The organism is Pantoea sp. ICBG 1758 (assembly GCF_002928325.1).
Classification (GTDB): domain Bacteria; phylum Pseudomonadota; class Gammaproteobacteria; order Enterobacterales; family Enterobacteriaceae; genus Pantoea; species Pantoea eucrina.
In genome coordinates, this window is sequence record NZ_POWL01000004.1 from 258918 (window position 1) to 280758 (window position 21841).

The following is a 21841-nucleotide window of genomic DNA, read 5'->3' on the forward strand; positions in this document are numbered from 1 at the left end:
AGGCGATAAATTAGTGGCAGAAAAAGCTGTACAAGTAAAAGTTAGTTGTATAACTTTACCTCTGTCAGTACAACTTACTTATTACAACGAGGCTAACTATGCGTCAGAATATGGTACAGCATCCATCATCCGCTAGTGACATCGCTAACTATTTCAACAAAGCTTCCACTCTGAGCCAGCAGGAAACGCTGGGACAGTTGGTAGTTGAAATTCTGACCTCAGGCAAAAACCTTAACCGTAAGGCGTTATGCACAAAACTGCTTGGTCGTCTTGAAGCAGCAACCAGCGCCGAAGAAGAGCAGCATTATCAGGCACTGATTGGACTGTTGTTTGATCGTTAATACTGCGTGAGCTTTAGTTAGTGCATCTGACGAGCAAGCAAAATGACAGCTTTACGGCAGGCCTCACGAACATCCTGCCCTGTCGCTGTCTCACCCATGTGATGCAGTGCAGTAGTAATCTCATGCAGAGTCAGATGCTGGTCCGGCTTAAGAAGGCGCGCCACAACCGTTCCAATAACGGCGTAGATATCTTCGGCGGCTGCGTCATTTTTCACATGACCTCCGTCCGTAGGTGGATAAGCATACAGTCTAACAGAAATTGTTCCCGGGAAACAATTTAGCGTCAGACCTTAGAGCGTCTTTGATTTAAATCAATTTTAATGCATTTTTCCGCGTGCAGGCCGTATATCAGATTCAGTCCCGATCGCTTTTTCAGACGCCCTAACCTGCATTTCACGTCTGACTTCGTCGATAGCACGCAATCCGGCACGGATGCGATGCTCATCGGTCTCTTTATCAAGACCAGCGCGCAGACGATCAAGTAAAGCGGTCCATGAAATGGCTGCATTAGCATCAAGTAAGTCAGTAACCGCCTCACCGATCAAAATTTCCGTCATCTTTTCTTCAAATTCTTTTTTCATGATGTGTCCGCCTGCAGGTTCGGGGGCGCAAAGTTTACCACAGAATTTTAGTGTGTAACCCTGAACCGCAGCGAGCCTGAGCGTTTCTTATAAATTTCACATATTTATCGCAGCAGTGCTGTCAGAAAAGATCTTTTCTGATTGAAAAAAGAGCAGAGCCGGAAAGGGTATGACAAAAAACAACCGACCGGCTTTTGATGTGCCGGTCGGTCAGACTGATACTGATAGTGAAAGAGTAAGCGTTACATCGCCGCGCGATATTCCGGCCATGACACGGATGTGCCCTGCGGGGTAAAGAGCGAGCCCTGGAAGTCGATAACACCTGCAGCCTCAAGCCACATCCACTCTTCCGGCTGTTCAATACCAGAAGCGATGACGTTGATTTCGAGCGCTGAACAGCATTTGATAATAGCCTGAATGACAGCCTGCTTTGGACCACTGCGATGAACATCGCGAATAATTCCGGAAGCAATACGCACGCGATCGGGCTGCACATGAGTCAGCAGTGAAAGCCCGGCAGAGCCGTCACCAAAGTTATCAATCGACAGGCTGATGCCTGCCTGTTTTAGCTGCTTAACCGCTTCGGTAAAATCATTCAGGCCCGGGATAACTTCCGTTTCACTGACGCCCAGAATAATCTGTTCCGGCACCAGTCCGGCGTTTTTAATGGCGTCCGTGATAGTGTCAACCGCGTTAGGCACCGCAACCAGCGTCATAGGCAGAATAGTCAGATAGAGCGTCATGCCATCCGGACAGGCTTTGCCCGCCTTCATCAGCGCCATGCGTACGGCGTTCAGATTAGCAATATACTTATCTTCATCTTCACCTGCGCTCTGCGGACTATCGGAAATAGCCTCCAGTGCGGTGATCTCGCGGCCGAGTGGATCCACAACCGGGCGGAAATGAATGCCGTGCTCTTCCTGAAGCGATCCCGTCATGTCGGGAATAAAATCCCACAGATCGGCAGGCAGCACTTCGAAATAGTTTTCTTTTTCCCGCGATTCAACAAACGTGCGCAGGAACTGCAGGCCCCGATCGTCATAGGTCAGCCGGAAGCGTGAAGTACCGCGATCCAGTACCGCCTGAAGTACGGTTGACTGGTCATGTTCGCGCAGGTCAAACAGCTCCATCCCGGAATTACCGAAACGGCGATAAGGGGAGTAGTCACGCATAAGTTCAACCACATTGTGATGACGACGGTCAGCGCAGATGCGATTGTAGATCGTCATAACACCCTCTTCAGGTCCCTCAAGGATCTGAAAGAAATGTGTACCGTTAAAGAGCAGAATACCGGTAACCTGGTGTGACTCATTCAGGAGACTCGCCTTCTCAACCATACCCGGCAAAATTTTCACGGGCACATCCGCAGAGATGTGGCTACGGTAAATGATTGTGGTTAGCATTAAATACTCCAGTTTACGTGAGTGTACCTGTCTACTTTATCAGCCGGCGGCAGCTACGTATAATCCTGTCTGAAATAATCTGGCTGAATTACTGTCAATATTAAAGCTACGTTTCCAGTAAAAACCAGCAAAAGTGCACAAAATCGCCTTTTTTCAGAATCATACAGAAGCGCAGTAAATAAGCGAAACGGGGTGGGATTGTAATCCGCTGCAGACAAGTTTTTTGACAAATCGTGTTGGTTCGCAACGATTCTCTGCTTTTTTACTGCGCGAGCAGATGCGGGACGCGCCCGCATCGTCGCAAAGATTACGCCGTGTGGAAAACAGCCACCAGCTGACGCAGACGCGAGGCGCGTTCTGCGAGATCGCCTGCTGAAGAGGCAGACTCTTCAACCAGCGCTGCGTTTTGCTGTGTCACCTGATCCATCTGGTTTACTGCGATATTAATTTGCGAAATCCCGCTGCTCTGCTCCTGAGAGGAGGCAGATATATCGCGGATAAGCTGCGCCGTCTGTCCAATAGCATCTACGCTCTGTTTCACTTTGTCACCGGCATTTCTGGCCATCACCATTCCCTCTTCGGCGTGGCTGACCGAGTGCGCAATCAGCTCTTTAATCTCTTTGGCAGCAGAAGCGGAACGCTGCGCCAGCGAGCGCACTTCTGCTGCGACGACGGCAAAGCCTTTACCCGATTCCCCTGCTCTGGCTGCCTCTACTGCCGCATTGAGGGCCAGAATGTTTGTCTGGAAAGCGATACTGTCGATAACGCTGGTGATCTCTTCAATTTTGGCCGAGCTGCCCCGGATACGCCCCATGGTGTCCATCACTGACGACATTGCCTCTCCGCTGAGCGATGAAGCCTGCGTTGCCGCTTCTGCCATGGTCGTGGCGTGATGGGTATTTTCAGCATTCTGACTGATAATGGATGCCATCTGCTCCATACTGGCGGCGGTCTCTGCCAGCGATGCGGCCTGCTCTTCAGTCCGGGCTGAGAGATTTCCATTGCCGTTTGCGATCTCTTCAGAGGATGAAGCGATCGTCAGCGCGCTCTCCTTGATATCTGAGACCAGCCCGGCAAGATGCTGCTGCATATACTGCAATGATTGCAGCAGCTGCCCCATTTCATTGCTGCCGGTAATGTTAACCGGACACGTCAGGTCGCCCTCTGCCACGCGACGGGCAGCATTAACGGCTTCTTCCACCGGACGCGTAATCGAGCGGGATATCATAACGGCAACCCAGACAGCCAGTAACGCCACCGCGAACAGTACGCCCAGCAGGCTATATTGCGCATGACGGCGTGCATCAATCTGCTGGCTAAGCATAACCGAAAGCCGATCGGCGCTCTGTGTTCCCAGTGTGGCAAATTGATTGATCGCCTCAGTGAATACCCGGACATATTCTGCCGGCGTGACAGTTTTGGTTTTGGATACAAAAATAGTATTGGCCAGCGCCAGTGCATCCTGCGCCTGCTGCACGGCGGTGGTCTCTCCGCTGGCAAACAGCGCTTTTAGCGCCGGTTCAATAGTAAAAACTTTATCCATATTGTTGCTGAACTGCTCCAGCGCTACGTTGCCGTTTTGCAGCCGGAAGTCCATCTGGCTGAGCGTTGCCTCTGATGCGCCCATGCCAGACGCAATCAGCGATGTGCCGCTTGCTCTGATCTGCCCGAGGGTTTCTGTTAATAGCGGCAACCGGTTGAAAATGCTGACAATAAGCTGATAAGTATTTAAGTCGCTGTCCAGTGACAAGCCGTAAAAATCCAGGATGTCCTGATTGGCTATTAACAATGTCTGAATCAGACTGGCGTGCTGGCTGAGGCTCGCTTCCAGCGAAAGCTGCTTATTGCCCAACTCTGCCTGCAGTTTTTTCCACTCGCCGTCAGCTTTATTCAAACGCGCCAGCGGTTGCGCAGCCTCCGCGTTATCGCCCAGTACAGTCACTACACCGCTGTAGAGCGCATCGGCCTCCTCTGCCAGCGCCACGCGTGACGCTCGGGCTGGATCGTCACTCGCAATAGCAATAGCGCTTTCTGCCCGATGGCGCTGGACCAGGTTAATCAGTGACAGCATCTTCTTTTCAACCGGTATGCCGGTAAGCTCAAGCTTTTTTGCATCAATGGCCTGGTTCCCGCTTTGAATAAACAGACAGGTTGGAAATATAAACAGCCCGAGAGCAAACAGTCCCAGCAAAATAAACTTCGCTGGCAAATTAATCGTGTTAAGTATCTTTTTCATGCAATATTCCTGGGTGAGCCTTAAGTGAGCAATTCTGAATAAAAATTATTGTTATTAAACGGTGCAATCTGCTCATCCATGAGATAGCCACTCTGCATCCGGGCCTGCCGGTTATTGCAGGCACTGATGAAGTGAAAAATTATAGATTGCTCAGGGTTATTTTACAGGAAGTGTATTGACGATATATTCTTGCGTAACTGCCAAAGCCAAATAAACATAAATCATTTAATAACAACAAGATAAAAGTTAAAGCAGGTATGTCAAAAACACCCTGGCTCGTTATATATCGGAAAAGCTTATATTATAATAAAGTGCTAAAGTTTTAGCTAACCTCGCCGATAAACAGCTTATTTTTTATAAAAAATAAAACAGAGAAATACGTTTACGATTTAAATTTTAATCAGGAAGAAATATCAGCCCTGACAAAGATGCCTGTCAGGGCCTGGGAAATCAGACGCCTTAACCGTAAGCTTTCAGCAACGTTTCTGCAGCAAGTTTGCCTAACGCATTTGCAGCATAAGGGCTGTCGCCCGTTATAACATTGCGATCGCGATGTACCGTACCTTTGATATCTTCATTGATAATATGAAGACCCATTGCGCGCAGCTTCTCACCGAAGTACCAGGTAAGATGGCCTGGCATATAGCCTATGTCCGGCGTCTGCTTATCAATGGCATCAGGGAAAGCACAGATTTCATAGCCAGCCAGCGGATTGTCGGACCCGGCGAGTGAAAGAAACGCCGCCGGGCCGTGACAGAGTGAGATCAGATAGCGGTCGTTTTCCAGCGTCCAGCGAAGCAATGTCGCCACCTCTTTACTCTCCGGTAAGCCGATCAGCGCGCCATGCCCGCCCGGGATAAACACTGCCGCGTAGTCGCTATGAGGAGAGAGGGACGCTAACACATCTGCCAGCCTGAGCGGAGAGCGAAAGGCTGACTGGTAGCGCTGATAGAATTGTATTACCGCTTCATCCTCTCCGGGCATGGCCCAGTGTTCAAACTTTGCCATCTGACCAGAGAGCGTTGCAATGTCGATACCGAAGCCCGCCTGATGCAGGTGATACATCGGCAGCAGCGTTTCCACCGGATGATTGCCGGTTGAAAACAGCGTATCGTTCTCCAGCGGCAGATAGCGTTCATCAGCACACAGGACCAGAATTTTTTTGCTTCCGTCGCCGGGCGCCGGATAGTCTGCGCCCTCCAGATCGGATAGAGGAGAGGTAAACCGATCGCGCGAGTAGTCGGAGGGGAAAAATGCGTCTGCCTCGGCACGATCGGCAACGGGTTTCCTGCTGAGTTCGTTCGTCATTTATGCTTCCTCTGTGAATAAATACAGAAAGAAGCGTAGGTAAAAAAACGGCCTGGCTCACTGAGCCAATTCTGAATGCCGCTGCGCCTGTTGCGCCGCAGAGAACATCGGTACGCACAACTTATTGCGTCACAGCGGCAGACATTTCCTCAACTAATACCAGCGGACACCGCCGCACGCGGCAGGCCTGAGAGTAAGCCAGCGCGCAGACTGCGCACAGGTCACGTACGTCAGATTCATACTCATACTCCATATAGTACCGGAAGCGACTGGTGTGAGTAGCAGTACGCCAGAAACGCTGCGGCTCCAGCAGTTCATCAAGTTGCCTGAAAGTCAGGGCTGACGGGTTATGATACCCGACTCTAACGCGATAAGTTGTCATGCTTCGATTATTGAATGGCATACCGCTGGCTGCAACCGGACACCGGTTTTCATTTCAATAGATAAAATGTATCAGCCACTACTTTTCCGGCACGATCTCTTCAATCAGCTCAGCATCCTGCTGACGTACGCTGCCTACCCGCGTGGTCACCGCATGCCAGCAGAATGCCTCTTCCGGCTCAGCAGCTTCATGAGCAATCTCCTGCGCGCGACGCGCAGAGGTGCTGCTGCTCAGCCATTCATGAACGCCTTCTGCGGTCAGAACCAGCGGGCGGCGATCGTGGATATCGACCATGCCTTTATTGCTGGCGGCGGTCACGATGACAAAGCCTTCATGCCCCTGAACGTGATTAAACGGCGCCTTACCGATGGCAGCAAAAAACAGCGGCGTTTTACGCTGGTGATAAATAAAGAACGGCTGTTTTCTCCCCTTCTCTTTTTTCCACTCAAACCAGCCATCAGCCGGCACTATCGCCCGGCCCTGTTCCCAGAGAGGCTTAAACATCCGGCCGCTGGCCGCGGTTTCGCTGCGGGCATTAATCAAAGGCTGCTTATGCCACCACTCTGGTCCATATCCCCAGTAGACCGGATCCAGCTGCAGCGCCTCTTCGCGTTCGCTGAGCAGTAATACCCGGGTACCAGGCGCAACGTTGTAGCGCCCGATGGGCAACGGATCGTACTGGATTTCGTCCGGCGCAATACCCAGCGCCATAAAATAGTCATCTCTGCTGCTGTACTGCGCGAATCGTCCACACATATCGGCCTCCGGCTGTAAGCATAGGCCAGTTTGCCAGACCCGCGACGGCGACAGCGTTTGTGTCAGGTTACATTGACATCAATTTAATTTGATTCAATACTTGTGGCTGCCCGGACGCAGCGTGCGTTTTCCCTGCCGGCCAGCTCACTAAAATGGATTGTGAATGTGTACTGATATAAATGATCAAAGCGGTGAGCATGATGGTGCGCTTTCTGATGCACCGGTCACCGTCGACCAGTTTCTCTGTTTTGCGCTCTACTCTGCATCGCTGGCGATGACCAAGCTTTATCAGTCCAGACTAAAACCGCTTGGGCTTACCTATCCCCAGTATCTGGTTTTACTGGCGCTGTGGGAAAAAGATGAGGTGACAGTATCGGAGGTTGGCGCACGTGTGCGGCTGGACTCCGGCACGCTCAGCCAGCTGCTGAAGAGACTTGAAGCGGCCGGTTTTATTTTGCGCAAACGTGATGCGGGAGGAGACGAACGCCGGGTACGCATTTTTCTGACGCATGAAGGGCTGCAGCTTAAAAGCAAAGCCGCCGGCGTGCCCGCCGATATGATATCGGTAATGGATACCCCCTATGAAGAGTTGCACGATCTTACCGTAAGAGTGGCAGCCCTGCGGGAGAAGCTGCATCGGGCACTGCCCTGAGCGCAAATAAGAAGCACTCTGCTCAGGAATTGATCTGTGCAGAGTATGTAGTGGCAGCCATGAATATCAGAAAACCAGGCAGAAGGATAAAGCGTGAAACTCAGCGTTTTGGATAACAACAGTGCTATTCATGCCGTCATCGGGCGCGCCGTTTCGTTTTTACGTAAATCAGGGCAGCCTTTGAGTACGGATAACATTCTGACGCGTCTGCGCCAGCAGGAAAAAGAGGCGCTGGATGGGATGAAAGAGATCTACGCGAGCGCGGCGCGCGCCCTGACAGCCAGAAAGCAATAAGTCATGACGGAGCGGTACGCCTCAACGTTTAGTGCAAAGTCTGTTCATTTGATGCCACGTTAATCGCCGGGTGCTCTGCTCCCTGGATTTCCCGGATGGCAAAAAACAGTGAACGGGTTTTTGCGGCGCTCTTCTCTGCTGCCAGCATCTCCTGCAATTTGCTGAGCAAAGCATCATAAGAGACGGGTAACTCCTCATTGAACAGAGCCATTACCGCCTCGCCTATTACTATGTCTACCCATTCACTATCATCTGCTTTGTTCATATTTGCGGTCGCCGGGTCAGTTTACATCTGGAGAAAGGGCTTTTCATACCGCTAAAAAGATACTACAAAATTTATGTCCATTCAGAAACAATCCGTCACTAACATCGGACCAGAGCCTTCCCTTCTCTCTAACCACATGAATAATAAAACGTTAAACCGATACTTGAAATTTTTTACTGCATCTCTGAGAGGCTCGCTTCAGGATAAAGAGTAAACAATTAACAGGCCTGATGTGCGTTTTACCACTGCCTTAACGGCTGCGGCTTTGTTGTATTCGCTGCAGGCACCTTGTTTCTTTCTTTATTGCGGGTAGTATATGCTTCATATATAAAACATATAAGGCACAGCGATGGGCATTGTGAAAATTTCCGATATGATGCACGAAAATCTGCGTATCGCCAGCGGCGCATTGAGCCGTTCAGTCAACGCACAGGCGGAACACTGGATGAAAATGGGCATGCTGGCGGAACTCTATCCTGACAAAGATCATCAGGCGCTGGTCCGGCTGCTCATGCGCATAGAGCGCGACGGGGGCAGCGACCTGGCCGCACTCTTAAACCATCCTCTCTTTCTGACTCAGGAGAAAGCATCGTGAATATTACGCTCCATAATGCCGCTGAAATTGAACAGGCGCGCGCCGCGGGCCAGGCCGCTGCTGCCGTACTGGCGATGATTGGGCCTCATGTGAAGCCGGGTATCAGCACCGACGAACTGGATCGTCTCTGTCACGATTATATCGTTGATGTTTTAAACATCACGCCGGCAAATATCGGCTATCACGGCTATACCCGCACGGTCTGCACGTCAGTTAATCATGTAGTCTGCCACGGTATCCCCGGCCCGAAACGACTGAAAGAGGGCGATATCATTAATATTGATGTCGCGGTCATCAAAGAGGGCTGGTATGGCGATACCAGTCGCATGTACTTTGTGGGCCAGCCTTCAGTTCGTGCCAGACGACTGGTGGATATCACATACGATGCTATGGTAGCGGGTATCAACGTGGTTAAACCCGGCGCCACGCTGGGCGATATCGGTGCAGCCATCCAGCGGGTAGCTGAAGGCGCAGGGTTCTCGGTTGTGCGCGAGTATTGCGGTCATGGCACCGGACGGATCTATCATGATGAACCACAGGTGCTTCATTATGGTACGGCCGGTAAAGGCCTGGCGCTGGAACCCGGCATGATCTTTACTATTGAGCCCATGATCAACGCCGGGAAAGCGGCAACCAGCGTATTGAGTGATGGCTGGACGGTAGTGACCAAAGATCGTTCCCTCTCCGCGCAGTGGGAGCATACCGTTGCGGTTACGGATAACGGCTTTGATCTTCTTACACCCTGGCCGGATGGCACCGGCAGCTACTCTCCGGTTTAGCGCTGAGTGACACTCATCGCGTCAATCACCTCTGTCATCTGCTGAATCAGCATCTGCGCCGCGCGCGAAAGCTGTCGCGACGGTGCGGTGCATAAGGCCAGCGTCAGGGGGCGCATAACGCTGTGCCTGAGCGGTACGAAGCTTAACTCACCCTGTTCAACCTCGGTCATGACATCCAGCAGGCTCAGCACACAGATACCGCTGTTCTGCGCCACCAGCGTATGGATAAGCCGTATATCATTACAGCCGATTACATTTTCAGGCTGGAATCCCTGCCGGTGATAGAGCGCAGTGACGCGCTCATGAACAACCAGTGAGTCGCCCGGCAGAATATGCCGCTCGTGACTCAGTTCACTGAGCGAGACAGCGTCACGGGTGCTGAGCGGATGCCGGTTGTTCATCACCACGCCCATTTCCAGTTCGGCAAAAGCCAGTACATTAAGGCCGCTCTGCCCATCCGGGTCGAGGATCAGACCAAAATCGATTTCAGATTGCCGGATAAGCTGGCTGATGCGCTGGCTGTTATCAACGGTAAGCGTCAGATTCAGCCAGAGGTGCGTCTGCGCCATTGCCGCTATCCGTTCAGCTATCCGGCCCCGGGTCAGAGACTGCACCATTCCCAGAGTGACATTGCCGCGTTTTAGCCCCTGTATCTCATCGAACCGCTGACGCGTAACGCGAAATTCGCGCTGCCAGCGCGTGAGATCGCTGTAGAGCAACTCTCCGGCAGTGGTCATACGCAGACCCTCAGGCAGACGCTCAAACAGCGGCGTGTTAAAGGCGGCCTCTGCCTGCAAAATTTGCCGGTTGATCGCAGAGGCCGACACGTGCAGCTTTTCTGCCGCTTTGCGCAGGCTGCCGCTGCGGGCGACTTCGGTAAAATAGAGAGCGAAGCGGGAGAATGGGCTCATCGTGCACCTGTACACTTTTTTGCAACAGCAGACTGTAATCTTAGCGATGGATCGTAACACAGAAGCGTAATAACAATGTCCTGACAAACATTATGTTTATCACGCTGTGTGAACTGATTATCAGGAGATAACTATGTCCGGTCCGACACCGCCCGCCCACTGCACTTTTGATCCCGAAGACTGGCTGCGCCTTGCGCGCCACTGGCATCCTGTTGCGCGCAGCGGCGATATCAGCAGCGCGCCGGTGAAGGCGACTCTGCTGGATGAACAGCTGGTGCTGTATCGGATTAAGGGGGACGTGGTGGCCGCACGTGATATCTGTCCACATCGTGGCGTACCGCTGACGCTGGGTTTCCATGATGATGAGGGCATTATCTGTCCCTATCACGGCCTGCGTTTTGGGGAAAATGGCCGGTGTAACCGTATTCCATCGAGTCCGGACCAGCCGGTGCCTGCCAAACTGCATCTTACCTCTTATGCCGTGACGGAACGTTTTGGACTGATCTGGGTTTGTCTGGCGCCCGACAGTCAACAGCCGGCAAAACTGCCGACGATGCCGCACTGGGATGACAGCGGGTTTCAGCAAATCAACTGCCCTGGATTTGATGTCGCAGGCTTTGCCGGCCGCCAGGTAGAGGGCTTTCTGGACGTCGCGCATTTTGCCTGGGTGCATACGGACACCTTTGCCGATGCGGCTAACCAGCTGGTGCCGGCATATAACCCGGTTGAAACCGACTACGGCTTCAGCGTGGACTACTGGAGTACCGTCAGTAATTTTGCTGCCGGCAGCCCGCAGCAGGCGCCCGACGGCTTTGAGTGGCTGCGACGTTTTGAGATGCATCTGCCCTTTACGGCCACGCTGACCATTTTCTTCCCTGGCGACGCCCGCCTGACAATCATGAATGCGGCCTCTCCGGTTTCAGCCCGCCAGACGCGCATGTTTGCGCCTATCGCACGCAACTTTGATCTGCACATTCCTCCGGAAGAGGTGCACGCCTTTAACCTGCGCGTTTTTGAGGAGGATCGGCTGATGGTGGAGACCCAGCGCCCTGAACGTCTGCCGCTGGATCTTACGCTGGAGGCGCATATTCCGGCCGATCGCAGTTCAGTGGCCTACCGGCGCGGGCTAAAACGTATGGGATTTGGTGAATTTTTTCTGGTGTGAGGGGCGGCAATGAACGAACTGATTAATGTGGTGACAGACGGCATCTGGCGTCAGGGCCGCCGTAACCTGAGCGTCAGGCTGATGACGACAGACGGGCAATTGCTGCCCGCATGGCAGGCAGGTGCGCACATTGATGTGCATCTGCAGCCGGGAATGATCCGGCAATATTCACTGACCGGAGCGGAAAACAGACGTGACTGCTATGAAATTTGTGTGGCGCTTGAGGCTGAGTCGCGCGGTGGGTCGCGCTACATACATGAAACGCTGCGCCCGGGCATGCAGCTTGCTATTTCTCCGCCACGTAATCTTTTTCCGCTGGTCGCTGCCAGGAAGGTTATCCTGCTGGCCGCAGGCATCGGCATTACTCCGCTTTCTGTGATGGCACAGGCGCTGGAGGCAGCAGGCCAGGCGTTTGAACTGCACTATTATCTCAGAGAGCGGGGCGATGAGGCGTTTGCAGCACTCCTGAACCAGAATTTTGCGCACGGCGTTTGTCACATCTGGTACAGCAGTGAGGGTGTCAGCGCCCGCACTCATCAGCCTGAGAGTATCGCTCGCTATCAGCCCGGCGCACATATCTATCTCTGTGGTCCGCTGCCTTTTATGTCCCATCTGCAGCTTCAGGCTGAAACCTGCGGCTGGCCTCCTGAGGCGATTCATACAGAGGCATTTAAAGCAGCCGCACCGCAGCAGGTAACTGAGCAAGGCGCAGCGTTCACTATAACCCTGGCGCGATCGGGCAGAAGCTGGCTGGTTCCGCCGGACCGTTCCATTGCAGCAGTGCTGACTGAACAGGGTGTGGAGGTTGCGCTGTCATGTGAAATGGGTATGTGCGGAGCCTGTCTGACACCTGTTACTGAAGGCCAGCCGGACCATCGCGATACGGTTCAGTCTGACAAAGAAAAAGCGGCGCCCTCCCAGTGTATTGCACTCTGCTGCTCCCGCAGCCATACCGTCAGCCTGACAATCGATCTCTGAACAGCCGGCTGCTGACCCGGCCAGCAGCCTGGCCTCCCCTGCCCCGATAAACACGCCTGTTATCATCTATCATTTTCTGTCTATTTTTAGTCCCGGCTTATGTTCCGGTCCTCAATACTCTGTCACGAAAAAAATAAACGAAGCGCAAATGAATACCTGCACCCTTTTATTGCATGACGTAATGCTGTGCCCGGCTAATTGTCACAACTTTTCATTAAACCTTTTCAGGACGCAAAGAACGCTTTCCTTTATCAAAGTAAAATGCTAACTATTCACCTGCGTTAGATTAAGATAACAGAATCGCTTAAGATCGATTCTTACTTAAACAAACGACCCGTCGTAAATTAAAAAGTCAGGATAAATTCTGTCTTGAACATGGTAAAAACAGCGCTACATTTATTTTTGCCACAAGTCAGCATGAACAGAGAGGAAAAAATGCAGGATTCCAGCAATAACCCGGAAGAAGCTGAAAAAACCAAACCACGCCGCGGTGGTGCAGGTAACTTTGCTGCTAACAAAGAACGTGCTGCCGAGGCAGGCCGCAAGGGCGGCCAGGTCAGCGGTGGCAACTTCAGAAACGATCCTGAACGGGCTATTGAAGCGGGCAGAAAAGGAGGGAAGATCAGCCGTCGTAAGTAAACTTATACAGAGCCCGATATCTCTGCACTTCATTTAATTCTGAAAATGACACTCTCCTGACATCGTTTACGCTTCGCTTACGCGAAAGAATTAACCTGTCAGGAGAGTTATTTTTTCATTCGGAGAAGAATTTTCGATTAAAACTTGATCGATACCCTTTTTTACCGCTTCGCTTTATTAACAAAAAAACGTTCTATATTTTCTGACTGACTTACAAATGGCATTTTTATTAACCAGCAACATGAATGGATATATTTGTACAACGCACAACCCTTTGTACACTTTTATTAAAAATATAAACCCATACTACAACGCATTTTAAATAATAAACGACCTAACTCTATATTTAATAAAGAAAAATTGCATTAATGATGCATCTTATCGTTGCCTGCGCAAATGCCGGGTATTTCGTTTGAGGAGGCAGCAATGAGGGATGACTGCAACCGCACGCAAAGTGCGACGCGTGCATCACCGCTGACTATAGTTAATATTCAGCAACGATAAGGGGGCTTTATGGCAGGTGGCTGGTCGGAAGATGGCGCAGTCCAGAAACAGATTGATGCGACGGTTGATGATGCTATCGCCCGGGCGCGAAGTCATCTTAAGCAGGGTGACAGTGCACGCTTCTGTGATGAGTGTGGAGAACCGATACCCGAAGCACGTCGCGCGGCACTGCCCGGCGTACGCTACTGTATCCAGTGTCAGTCTGAACTGGATAAGAAAGAAGCCAGCAGTAGCGGTTATAATCGCCGGGGCAGTAAAGACAGCCAGCTGCGTTAGCCTGGCGCAGACTTGTGTTACTCAGCTCCAGAGCAGAACGTCGTTACGCCCTGCCCGCTTTACCTGATAGAGGGCCTCATCCGCATGGCGCAGCCAGTCGCGCAGAGAATCAGCGCTGCTCGCAGGAGCGATACCGATGCTAACCGTGCAGTGAAAATCAGGAGCGGCAGGCAAAGCAACCTGCGCTATTTTTTCACGCAGTCGCCTGGCGAGAGCAACCACGGTTTCATCACTGGCATGGTGAACAATAACGCTTAGCTCATCACCTCCCAGACGCGCGGGTATATCCTGAATACCGACATAGTTGCGCAGCAGAGCGGAAATTTCTGCCAGCAGAAAGTCTCCGGCTTCATGCCCCCAGGTGTCATTGACGGCCTTGAAATGGTCCAGATCCAGCAGCAGCAGATAGCCGTTACTGTCGCCACGCCGCGTACTTAAAAACTCACTCTCCAGCCGTCGTTCAAATAGCCGTCGGTTAGGGATCTGCAGGCCCGGATCCATCAGAGCTACGCGCTCCAGTTCGCGATTACGCTTGCGCAGCTGCCAGGTCAGATTATAAGAAGCGATACTCAGCGCCAGCATGTAACAGCTGGCGAGCGGCAGCGTCAGCCACACCGTCTGCGTCGTAAAGGCACTCTCTATCCGTGCACCATCGAGTATCCACACCGACAGGAAAGCCACTATAAACGCTTTAATAGCGGAGATGAGAAGCGTACTGCCTCCCGCCGCATAGCGATCTGAGGCCAGTACGGCCATGATAATCACCGAGGGCACCGGAGTGAGCGACATCAGCGCCACCCATATCCCGCCAAAAGCGGCATCGAGCGTAAGGTTGTTACGTTCAGCGCTGGTCGGATCTTCAGCGCGCAGTGCACGCTGGCAGGCAAGCCACGGCCAGGCAAAGGCATTAATGAACAGTAAAGCACTGTAGAACAGCTCGCGCTGCGTATCGAGCAGCACAGAAAGAATAGGAAAGAAACAGAGTACAGTACCGAGCTGACGCATAAAAAACATGCGCCGGACGAAACGTCTCGATCGTTTTTTCAGATGATCATCATCAGGGGTGTAATAGTTCATTCTAAGATAAATCTGATCAACAGGAACTGCAGTTTATCGGGAAAAAGGCGCAGACAGCGAATTATTTTGACGCTTCCCCCTTATCGATTGAAGTTACCGTGCTTATGTAATTACGCTGGCGCACATCGGCTGTTTTTACCATCATCCTTTCATTGATAAAATAATTATACTTATCAAACAGATAAGCTGGATAAATCTGACAGCCTGAAATAAATGCTGCACTATTCAGACTGCCAGTAAAGCCCGGCTTAAGAGATTATTTTTTTCAGATTACATCGTTTAACATGTCACCTGAAGAGCCTCTGTTGGCGATTTCAGGCTGAAATCGCTGTTAATCATAGACTTACCATTGAGTCGCTTGCATATCGATGACAAAACGATAGTGCACATCGCCGCGTAGCATACGCTCAAATGCCTGTTCTATCTCATCCCCGGTAATAGTCTCGATATCCGCCACAATATTATGCTGGCCGCAGAAATCGAGCATCTCCTGCGTTTCCTGTACGCTGCCGATTGAAGAGCCAGTGATGCTCAGCCTGCGGAAAACCATTGGGGTGATATCCGGCGAAATATGTGGCCGATCCGGAATACCTACCAGCACCATACGTCCATTGGTTTTCAGCGTGGCAAGATAGGGATTAAGGTCGTGCGGAGCTGCCACGCAATTGATGATGATATCCAGCGAAGTCTGGCAGGCTGCCATCTCCTCCTCATTGCGAGATACCACTACCCGACTGGCCCCCAGGCGCAGTGCATCGTCGCGCTTGGCGGCAGAAGTGGTAAACAGAGTGACGTCTGCCCCCATTGCGCTGGCCAGCTTAACCGCCATGTGTCCAAGTCCGCCCAGTCCAACCACGCCCACACGGTCGCCTGCTTTAACATTGAAATGGCGTAATGGCGACCAGACCGTAACCCCGGCGCAGAGAAGCGGTGCTACCCCGGCTGGTGGCAGATTTTGCGGAACGGCGACCACGAAGTGCTCATCGACAATTACGCTCTCAGCGTATCCTCCCCAGGTGGTGCCGCCGGTGTACTTGTCGGTTCCGTTATAGGTCGCGGTAAAACCCGCTTCACAATATTGCTCTTCATGCTGCTGACAGAAATGGCAGGTCCGGCAGGAATCCACCATTACGCCAACGCCAACCAGATCGCCTGGCCTGAATTTGCTGACTTCACTGCCCGCCTCCGTTACCCGGCCAACAATCTCATGTCCCGGTACCAGCGGATAGCGGCTGACGCCCCATTCATTACGCGCCATGTGCAGATCAGAATGGCAGACGCCGCAATAGAGGATCTCAATTTTGACATCCTGTTTTTGCAGCGGGCGCAGCGCGACGCTATCGGACGTCAGGGGTGCGGTTGCATTATGTGCAACCAGTGCATTGATTTTCATTGTGCCTCCGGCAAAGATGGCTTAATAAGCTGAGAGGCGGCAGACTATAGTGAATGCGAAAAAGAATTAACAGTAGGCACCAAACGGTGACCTTATAAGGAGTCAGGCATGCCAGCCTGGGAAGAGGGTAAACTGGTCTTTTATGCGGATTCACCTCCGCGCAGACTGCTGGAGCTGTTCTCTGTCAAATGGAGCACGATGGTGCTGCATGCGCTTTATCACTGGCCAGATCACTGTGCCAGAACCGGCGAGCTGCAGCGCAGCCTGCAGGGCATATCAAAAAAAATGCTGTTTCAGACGCTAAAAGCGCTGGAACAGCGCGGCCTGGTTGAACGGCGGGAATATGACGTTACGCCCGCTAAAGTCGACTACCGGCTCACCCCGCTGGGAATGACATTTGCCCGACCGGTGGAGGAGATGTATACGTGGGGGCTTAAGAACCAGGCCGCGCTGGATAGTATGGAGGCTAATCTGCACGCTGCCCGGCTTAAAGCTGAGTCAGAGGAGTAACAGAGCCGCCGCGGGCGGCTCTGTCAGGTCAGACTTAGTTAAACGGCGTTTCCCGGGCCAGCAGGCGCGCAATGACGTTGAGTGCGCCCTCTTCGTTATTGTTCTGCGTACGATAGCGGGCGACTGCCGCAACCGACGGGGCAGCGTTATCCATGGCAAAGCTGTAGCAGGCCTGTCGCAACATCTCGATATCATTTGCGCTGTCGCCAATCGCCAGCACCTCACAATCATCAATGCCCCATTTTTGCTGCAGCATGGCAATGCCGTGCGCTTTATGACAGCCAGGAATAATCAGGTCAATAAAGCCGAATCCGCTGGAGACCGGATGCATAATGTTCTCAATTGCGCTCAGCTCATGATGCAGCCGCGCCATCAGCGCCTCAACGCCTTCATGCTCAAGATTTAATGAGAATTTAAAAATGGTGTCGTCGATGCTGCTCAGATCGTCGCGCTTTTCCAGCCGGCGATAGTGATTGCTGAGTTTATTCACCACATGTTCAGGCATAGAGGTGTGCACATAGGCGCTGTTACGACCGCAGACCACGACGCTGATATCAGGCTCTTTCGCCAGGATAGTCAGGATCTGCTCTACCCGCTCAGGCGCCAGCTCTCCGCAAAACAGTTCCTCATTGCAGTCTGAGACCCAGGCGCCGTTTTCAGCAACAAACGCGATCTCATCCTTGATATCAGGAAAATAGTGTTGCAGCTGATAATACTGATTGCCGCTGGCAACAACAAAGCGGATCCCTTTCTCTTTGAGCAGTGCGTACTGGCGGGCAAAACGCTGCTGATTATAGTGCTTGTTATCATCAAGGAAGGTGCCATCCATATCTACTGCAATCATCTTAACTGCCATTACTCTCTCCCATATAGAATCTGCCGTCAGCCCGTCCGGCCTGTTATAGAGTATAAGCTTACTCGCGACGTGGATTAATGAGAATGTTAATAGTGACGATGTTCACTGCTTTCAGAGATTTCTCGCTGGCAGACGCGGAGCATCTGTATGGTTTACTGATTACAGTGAATAAGATGAGTTGCACAGCGTAAGATGCCAGGCAAAGAAGGTTGCCGGCGGCGCATTAAGGCCGCCCGGCTCAATCAGTTATTGTCAGGATAGCTCAGGGTAATAGCGTCATCTGGCAGATGCGTGAAGGTTTTAACCAGCTGGTGATAATCGGCAACCGGATTCAGCGCGGCAAACTGCTGCGGATAGAGATCTTTCGCCAGGATTTCCATGCCGATGATATTCCACGGATGGTTGTAGAAATGGTGATAGATACCATAAGCCCGGTTCTGCTTCACCGGCTCAATCTGTGCCACGCCGGTACGGCGCGTCAGGGTCTGGAAGGTTGCAGTGACCTCCTGAGGCTTAACCCCATAGCCAAACGGTAACACGTTGCTGTTAGGCCGTTTAGAACCGGTCATGATATAGACATCAGGCTTCATCGCGATGATTTTTTCCAGCGAAACAAAACCTGAGTTGCCCGGTAAAAGTGCAGAACCGATATTTTTGCCTCCTACCGCTTCGACCAGTCCGCCCCAGCCGTTATGACTGTGCGTAAAACAGCAGTTATCGCTGTTGCCGGCAATAGGCTCGATAAACACCGTGGGTTTCTTTTCAATGCCGCTGACTTTATTCGTAATAGCGGACATTTTTTGCTGATAGAAAGTTGTATAGTCCCGGGCCTGCTCTTCGCGGTTAAGGATCTGCCCAAGCAGAGAAACACTTTTAGCTGTGTTCTGCGCCGGGTGCAGTTCATAGTCTACAAACACAACCGGGATGTGCAGATTTTCAAGCGTCCTGACCACACCAGACTGGATCAACGCCGGTTTTGCACGTAACTGTGCAATCATCACATCCGGCTGCTGCGCCAGCACGCTTTCAAGGTTGACCTGACCCTGGTCGTTGAATCCCATATCAACAATTTTTTCCGCCTGCGGCCAGCGTGCTTTCAGCATTTCCCAGGTTTGCGTATCCTGTTTTTTAGGCAGGTTATTCCAGGCTACAACGCGTTCAAAAGGATTATCACGATCGAGCAGAGCCAGCGTCAGTACATCACGCCCATCCTGTAAAATAATATGGCGAGGCTCTTTAGAAAACGTATGTTGCTGTCCATCCAGATCGGTGATGGTCAGTGGATAGGTGGTGGCTGACGCTGATAAAGCCACACCCAGGCTCAGCGCCACGCCGCAAATAACTTTCATTTGAACTCCGTTCGTTACTGAATAGTAATTATTATCATCTAATTTATCATAACTGGTAAAGCCGGAGCAGGGTCCGTGCGGGTGCGGTTGTAACGGAATGCGTCATCCTGCCGGATAAAGGCTCTCTTTTGTTACGTAAAACAGCCTGAAACAGTGGCGATTTCAGGCTGAAATTTTTAGCTCAAATCTATAACTGACAATCACTTAGGCGTGAAAAAGGGGTGGCGAAAGCAAATAAACCGCCCGCAGGCGGTATGGTTACTGCTCCAGATATTTAGCAAGCGTGCTGCTGATGACCTTATCCAGCTCATCCTGTAGCTCTTTAGGCTGGCGATTAAATTCATAACTGAAGGTGCGCCCTTTGGATTTTTTCCGGGCAAAGCGATCTTTGTCAGCAAAGTCCCAGAGCGACGTCGTCACGACTTTCTCTTTTCCCGGAGCCTCAAGCAGTGCGTTACTGCCATTGCGCACCAGACGCAAAATGGCATTCTTCACTTCATCTTCAGCCAGACCATCTTCAGAGGCAATCTCATCAATATCCGCGCTGATAGTCTCTACCAGCGTGGTTATGCTCTGTTGCTTCTCCTGAAGCCTTTCACATGCCTGCAGCAGCAGCTTATAGTCCGGATAGGCGAGTTCAGCATGGTTAGGAAACAGCATGATCAGTTCAGCCGGCACACTCGCGGCCTGTAAGGCGCGTGTCACTTTAGCCTGTGACAGTCCCTGTTGCTCAGCAATCTCTTTTTGCGACAGGCCACTCTGCTTTAGAGCCAGCAGGCGCAGACCTACTTCACGCAAATTATGCTCACGCGCAGTCTGAATATCCTGAGCCAGGCGACGTGCTTCTTCGGCAGAGATATCCTCATCAGTCACCAGTATGCTCAGACCCGTTTTGCAGAACAGCGCGGCAGCGCGACGGCGGGAGCCATCAAGTACTTCAATGCGCTCACCGCGCTTTACCCCGATGGCGGGAAAAAACTGCTGCAGTTTGATCGTACGAATGATGTCACGCAGCGATTCTGGCGTCAGGCCAGACTGGTCGCGACCGTTGGTCTCCTGCACGACAAAAGTCTTTGCTTCCACATCGCGGGCAGAGACGTGCTGAAGTGAGAACAGCGCGCGTTTGCCGGTATTCAGCACAAACGTTTGCGTATGTTCTGCAGCAGTGTGTTCATTTTGCAGAGGTGACTGGCTGAAAGTACGGCCAATAGTAATGCGTTTTGCGCTCATCTTAACCTCAGTTCAAACGAATAAATTCAATACGGTCAAATACGGCTTTGGCAAAATCCTCTGCAGCCGATCGCGCGTTTTTCAGTGCCTCACTGCTGCCCACATAGGTAGAAGGGTTAGCTGAAATCACCGTATCAAACGACTCACCGCAGCGCTCAAATCCGTCAAGCCGCGGCAGCGCCGCGTCCAGCATATCGCCACCGAAAATCTCTTTAGCCAGGCTGTGGCACATCTTATGATCGGCTTTGTTGGAGAGTTTCGACATAAAGCCGATATTGCCCTGCAGCCGGCATTCAGCCCCTGAGGCTTCAATAATCTCTACCAGCTCAGGCAGTCGGGTAAGGTATTTGAGCGTCGAATGAAAATCGACCTGCGCAGGCGGAACGGGCGTCATCAGCAAATCAGAAGCAGCAATCGCATTTTTGAGAAACGCATCCAGATGCGGGCCGCTATCAATAAAAATGAAGTCATAATCTTTTTTGAGCTTTGCCACAACGTTTTCATACAGCACAGCGTGCACGTTCTGCCCTGGCAGGTGTTCATGACAAAGCTCCTCCCAGCGTGAAGCGATAAACGCATCATCAATTGAAGCGGGCAGTACATCCACGCCCGGGATGATTGAGGGCACAATAAAGTCGCTTTTCAGCTCTTCGCCGCTGACATTCTGCAGCATCGCCTGGGCGGCAGTGGCTTCTACCAGACCCACTGAACGTTCATGATTCAGAAACATGGTGGCCGAAGATTGCGGATCCAGATCGATGACCAGAATACGTAAATCTTCAAACAGCATATGCGGATGCGCCCGCAGCGCATGTGCCAGCGAGACGGTTGAGACCGTTTTGGAGACGCCACCTTTCAGATTGCCAACGAAGAGGGTATAGGCTTCCGCGTGGCGATCGCGATATTTAGGTACGCCCCGGTGATGGTAGATATCGACAATGTTTTCAATCGACATCGCATATTTGGTGGAGCTGCCGGCAGCGCGTTTATCAAACACGTAGCCATTTTCTTCCATCTCATTGACCGCATAATCAACGCTGGCGCGCGTCAGTTTTGGCAGTTTAGCCAGCGCGGCTTTCGCATAGACCTGATAAAACGTATTTTCTTTGAGTTCTTCTTTTTGTGCCTGAATCTGCTCGGTGAGACTCATCAGCATTCTTTCTGAACGTTGAGCAACCTTCAGAATCTGCTTCTCATCATTAGCCATACCTGCTCCACACATGTAGGATTTATGACTTTATACTTAAATCCTGCACATAAGGCAATTACTTATCCTGTAAACCGGAATGCTTAATTATGCCTGCAGAATGTATTGCCCGCAGCATTCACTGTAATCAGTAGCCGCTAAACGTTCACTGTAA

At 51.7% G+C, this 21841-nt stretch carries 25 protein-coding genes; 10 read left to right on the forward strand and 15 right to left on the reverse strand.

What is annotated here, in order from left to right:
- Positions 1-98 precede the first annotated feature (98 nt).
- Positions 99-341, forward strand: a complete 243-nt coding sequence (ycgZ, locus tag C1Y41_RS14950; protein WP_040113806.1) for a regulatory protein YcgZ — start codon at positions 99-101, stop codon at positions 339-341.
- A gap of 17 nt (positions 342-358) precedes the next feature.
- On the opposite strand, the gene C1Y41_RS14955 is transcribed toward ycgZ, so the two are convergent.
- The 7 genes from C1Y41_RS14955 to C1Y41_RS14985 form a co-directional block, all read right to left on the reverse strand.
- Positions 359-556 (reverse strand): hypothetical protein, encoded by a 198-nt coding sequence (locus C1Y41_RS14955; protein WP_040113804.1) that lies wholly within the window; start codon positions 554-556, stop codon positions 359-361.
- Between the two features lie 102 nt (positions 557-658).
- Positions 659-922 (reverse strand): hypothetical protein, encoded by a 264-nt coding sequence (locus C1Y41_RS14960; RefSeq protein WP_040113802.1) that lies wholly within the window; start codon positions 920-922, stop codon positions 659-661.
- A gap of 242 nt (positions 923-1164) precedes the next feature.
- Entirely contained in the window at positions 1165-2325 is a 1161-nt protein-coding gene (locus C1Y41_RS14965; protein WP_071668132.1) for a diguanylate phosphodiesterase, read from the reverse strand.
- Between the two features lie 307 nt (positions 2326-2632).
- A complete protein-coding gene (locus C1Y41_RS14970; RefSeq protein WP_104085744.1) occupies positions 2633-4561 on the reverse strand; it encodes a methyl-accepting chemotaxis protein in 1929 nt (642 codons plus the stop codon).
- A gap of 459 nt (positions 4562-5020) precedes the next feature.
- A complete protein-coding gene (gene hchA / locus C1Y41_RS14975) occupies positions 5021-5869 on the reverse strand; it encodes a glyoxalase III HchA (protein WP_104085745.1) in 849 nt (282 codons plus the stop codon).
- Between the two features lie 121 nt (positions 5870-5990).
- Entirely contained in the window at positions 5991-6251 is a 261-nt protein-coding gene (locus tag C1Y41_RS20250) for a hypothetical protein (protein WP_071668189.1), read from the reverse strand.
- Positions 6252-6329: 78 nt separating this feature from the next.
- Positions 6330-7007: an SOS response-associated peptidase family protein gene (locus C1Y41_RS14985; protein WP_104085746.1), complete on the reverse strand. Its 678-nt coding sequence runs from the start codon at positions 7005-7007 to the stop codon at positions 6330-6332.
- Positions 7008-7170: 163 nt separating this feature from the next.
- On the opposite strand from C1Y41_RS14985, the gene C1Y41_RS14990 reads away from it, so the two are divergent.
- On the forward strand, positions 7171-7659 hold the full coding sequence (locus C1Y41_RS14990) for a MarR family winged helix-turn-helix transcriptional regulator (protein ID WP_040113792.1): 489 nt from the start codon (positions 7171-7173) through the stop codon (positions 7657-7659).
- Positions 7660-7752: 93 nt separating this feature from the next.
- Positions 7753-7953, forward strand: a complete 201-nt coding sequence (locus C1Y41_RS14995; protein WP_040113790.1) for a hypothetical protein — start codon at positions 7753-7755, stop codon at positions 7951-7953.
- Between the two features lie 28 nt (positions 7954-7981).
- Here the strand turns inward: C1Y41_RS14995 and C1Y41_RS15000 are convergent, their stop codons facing one another.
- Complete coding sequence (locus C1Y41_RS15000; RefSeq protein WP_104085747.1) at positions 7982-8218, reverse strand: hypothetical protein; 237 nt, start codon at positions 8216-8218, stop codon at positions 7982-7984.
- Positions 8219-8567: 349 nt separating this feature from the next.
- Here C1Y41_RS15000 and C1Y41_RS15005 point away from each other — a divergent pair, with 349 nt between their 5' ends.
- Together C1Y41_RS15005 and map are read left to right on the forward strand one after the other, a co-directional pair.
- Positions 8568-8813: a ParD-like family protein gene (locus tag C1Y41_RS15005; RefSeq protein WP_104085748.1), complete on the forward strand. Its 246-nt coding sequence runs from the start codon at positions 8568-8570 to the stop codon at positions 8811-8813.
- Positions 8810-9592, forward strand: coding sequence for a type I methionyl aminopeptidase (gene map, locus C1Y41_RS15010; protein WP_369826819.1), 783 nt, complete (start codon positions 8810-8812; stop codon positions 9590-9592). Before C1Y41_RS15005 ends, map begins: the two co-directional genes overlap by 4 nt.
- On the opposite strand, the gene C1Y41_RS15015 is transcribed toward map, so the two are convergent.
- Complete coding sequence (locus C1Y41_RS15015) at positions 9589-10503, reverse strand: LysR family transcriptional regulator (protein ID WP_104085749.1); 915 nt, start codon at positions 10501-10503, stop codon at positions 9589-9591. The genes map and C1Y41_RS15015 overlap by 4 nt on opposite strands.
- 133 nt (positions 10504-10636) lie before the next feature.
- On the opposite strand from C1Y41_RS15015, the gene hpxD reads away from it, so the two are divergent.
- The 4 genes from hpxD (at position 10637) to C1Y41_RS15035 (ending at position 14065) form a co-directional block, all read left to right on the forward strand.
- Positions 10637-11668, forward strand: coding sequence for a molybdenum cofactor-independent xanthine hydroxylase subunit HpxD (gene hpxD / locus C1Y41_RS15020; protein ID WP_166714244.1), 1032 nt, complete (start codon positions 10637-10639; stop codon positions 11666-11668).
- A gap of 9 nt (positions 11669-11677) precedes the next feature.
- Positions 11678-12646, forward strand: coding sequence for a PDR/VanB family oxidoreductase (locus tag C1Y41_RS15025; RefSeq protein WP_104085751.1), 969 nt, complete (start codon positions 11678-11680; stop codon positions 12644-12646).
- 435 nt (positions 12647-13081) lie between these two features.
- Positions 13082-13285 (forward strand): general stress protein, encoded by a 204-nt coding sequence (locus tag C1Y41_RS15030; RefSeq protein WP_040113773.1) that lies wholly within the window; start codon positions 13082-13084, stop codon positions 13283-13285.
- 513 nt (positions 13286-13798) lie between these two features.
- Positions 13799-14065: a DksA/TraR family C4-type zinc finger protein gene (locus tag C1Y41_RS15035; RefSeq protein WP_040113772.1), complete on the forward strand. Its 267-nt coding sequence runs from the start codon at positions 13799-13801 to the stop codon at positions 14063-14065.
- A gap of 21 nt (positions 14066-14086) precedes the next feature.
- On the opposite strand, the gene C1Y41_RS15040 is transcribed toward C1Y41_RS15035, so the two are convergent.
- Both C1Y41_RS15040 and C1Y41_RS15045 read right to left on the reverse strand, forming a co-directional pair.
- Positions 14087-15142 (reverse strand): diguanylate cyclase, encoded by a 1056-nt coding sequence (locus tag C1Y41_RS15040; protein WP_071668122.1) that lies wholly within the window; start codon positions 15140-15142, stop codon positions 14087-14089.
- 343 nt (positions 15143-15485) lie between these two features.
- The gene (locus C1Y41_RS15045; RefSeq protein WP_040113766.1) at positions 15486-16535 is read right to left on the reverse strand and encodes an NAD(P)-dependent alcohol dehydrogenase; all 1050 of its coding nucleotides are present in this window, start codon (positions 16533-16535) and stop codon (positions 15486-15488) included.
- A gap of 108 nt (positions 16536-16643) precedes the next feature.
- On the opposite strand from C1Y41_RS15045, the gene C1Y41_RS15050 reads away from it, so the two are divergent.
- Positions 16644-17045, forward strand: coding sequence for a helix-turn-helix domain-containing protein (locus tag C1Y41_RS15050; protein WP_040113764.1), 402 nt, complete (start codon positions 16644-16646; stop codon positions 17043-17045).
- A 34-nt stretch (positions 17046-17079) separates the two neighbouring features.
- Here the strand turns inward: C1Y41_RS15050 and C1Y41_RS15055 are convergent, their stop codons facing one another.
- From C1Y41_RS15055 to C1Y41_RS15070, 4 genes are all read right to left on the reverse strand, one after another.
- Positions 17080-17901 (reverse strand): Cof-type HAD-IIB family hydrolase, encoded by an 822-nt coding sequence (locus C1Y41_RS15055; protein ID WP_104085752.1) that lies wholly within the window; start codon positions 17899-17901, stop codon positions 17080-17082.
- Between the two features lie 242 nt (positions 17902-18143).
- Positions 18144-19250, reverse strand: coding sequence for an ABC transporter substrate-binding protein (locus C1Y41_RS15060; protein ID WP_071668119.1), 1107 nt, complete (start codon positions 19248-19250; stop codon positions 18144-18146).
- Between the two features lie 258 nt (positions 19251-19508).
- The gene (locus C1Y41_RS15065; protein ID WP_071668118.1) at positions 19509-20480 is read right to left on the reverse strand and encodes a ParB family protein; all 972 of its coding nucleotides are present in this window, start codon (positions 20478-20480) and stop codon (positions 19509-19511) included.
- 7 nt (positions 20481-20487) lie between these two features.
- Positions 20488-21687, reverse strand: a complete 1200-nt coding sequence (locus C1Y41_RS15070) for an AAA family ATPase (RefSeq protein ID WP_104085753.1) — start codon at positions 21685-21687, stop codon at positions 20488-20490.
- Between the last annotated feature and the right edge of the window lie 154 nt (positions 21688-21841).

What these genes read in the sequence shown, in the direction of transcription:
- hpxD (WP_166714244.1), top strand. Translation starts at nt 10,637, where the DNA reads ATGTCCGGTCCGACACCGCCCGCCCACTGCACTTTTGATCCCGAAGAC.
- C1Y41_RS15030 (WP_040113773.1), top strand. Translation starts at nt 13,082, where the DNA reads ATGCAGGATTCCAGCAATAACCCGGAAGAAGCTGAAAAAACCAAACCA.
- C1Y41_RS14990 (WP_040113792.1), top strand. Translation starts at nt 7,171, where the DNA reads ATGTGTACTGATATAAATGATCAAAGCGGTGAGCATGATGGTGCGCTT.
- C1Y41_RS15015 (WP_104085749.1), bottom strand. Translation starts at nt 10,503, where the DNA reads ATGAGCCCATTCTCCCGCTTCGCTCTCTATTTTACCGAAGTCGCCCGC.
- C1Y41_RS15050 (WP_040113764.1), top strand. Translation starts at nt 16,644, where the DNA reads ATGCCAGCCTGGGAAGAGGGTAAACTGGTCTTTTATGCGGATTCACCT.
- C1Y41_RS15040 (WP_071668122.1), bottom strand. Translation starts at nt 15,142, where the DNA reads ATGAACTATTACACCCCTGATGATGATCATCTGAAAAAACGATCGAGA.
- C1Y41_RS15070 (WP_104085753.1), bottom strand. Translation starts at nt 21,687, where the DNA reads ATGGCTAATGATGAGAAGCAGATTCTGAAGGTTGCTCAACGTTCAGAA.
- C1Y41_RS15060 (WP_071668119.1), bottom strand. Translation starts at nt 19,250, where the DNA reads ATGAAAGTTATTTGCGGCGTGGCGCTGAGCCTGGGTGTGGCTTTATCA.
- C1Y41_RS15045 (WP_040113766.1), bottom strand. Translation starts at nt 16,535, where the DNA reads ATGAAAATCAATGCACTGGTTGCACATAATGCAACCGCACCCCTGACG.
- C1Y41_RS15005 (WP_104085748.1), top strand. Translation starts at nt 8,568, where the DNA reads ATGGGCATTGTGAAAATTTCCGATATGATGCACGAAAATCTGCGTATC.
- C1Y41_RS15000 (WP_104085747.1), bottom strand. Translation starts at nt 8,218, where the DNA reads ATGAACAAAGCAGATGATAGTGAATGGGTAGACATAGTAATAGGCGAG.
- C1Y41_RS15055 (WP_104085752.1), bottom strand. Translation starts at nt 17,901, where the DNA reads ATGGCAGTTAAGATGATTGCAGTAGATATGGATGGCACCTTCCTTGAT.
- C1Y41_RS14970 (WP_104085744.1), bottom strand. Translation starts at nt 4,561, where the DNA reads ATGAAAAAGATACTTAACACGATTAATTTGCCAGCGAAGTTTATTTTG.
- hchA (WP_104085745.1), bottom strand. Translation starts at nt 5,869, where the DNA reads ATGACGAACGAACTCAGCAGGAAACCCGTTGCCGATCGTGCCGAGGCA.
- C1Y41_RS15035 (WP_040113772.1), top strand. Translation starts at nt 13,799, where the DNA reads ATGGCAGGTGGCTGGTCGGAAGATGGCGCAGTCCAGAAACAGATTGAT.
- C1Y41_RS14965 (WP_071668132.1), bottom strand. Translation starts at nt 2,325, where the DNA reads ATGCTAACCACAATCATTTACCGTAGCCACATCTCTGCGGATGTGCCC.
- ycgZ (WP_040113806.1), top strand. Translation starts at nt 99, where the DNA reads ATGCGTCAGAATATGGTACAGCATCCATCATCCGCTAGTGACATCGCT.
- C1Y41_RS15065 (WP_071668118.1), bottom strand. Translation starts at nt 20,480, where the DNA reads ATGAGCGCAAAACGCATTACTATTGGCCGTACTTTCAGCCAGTCACCT.
- C1Y41_RS14985 (WP_104085746.1), bottom strand. Translation starts at nt 7,007, where the DNA reads ATGTGTGGACGATTCGCGCAGTACAGCAGCAGAGATGACTATTTTATG.
- C1Y41_RS20250 (WP_071668189.1), bottom strand. Translation starts at nt 6,251, where the DNA reads ATGACAACTTATCGCGTTAGAGTCGGGTATCATAACCCGTCAGCCCTG.
- C1Y41_RS15025 (WP_104085751.1), top strand. Translation starts at nt 11,678, where the DNA reads ATGAACGAACTGATTAATGTGGTGACAGACGGCATCTGGCGTCAGGGC.
- C1Y41_RS14960 (WP_040113802.1), bottom strand. Translation starts at nt 922, where the DNA reads ATGAAAAAAGAATTTGAAGAAAAGATGACGGAAATTTTGATCGGTGAG.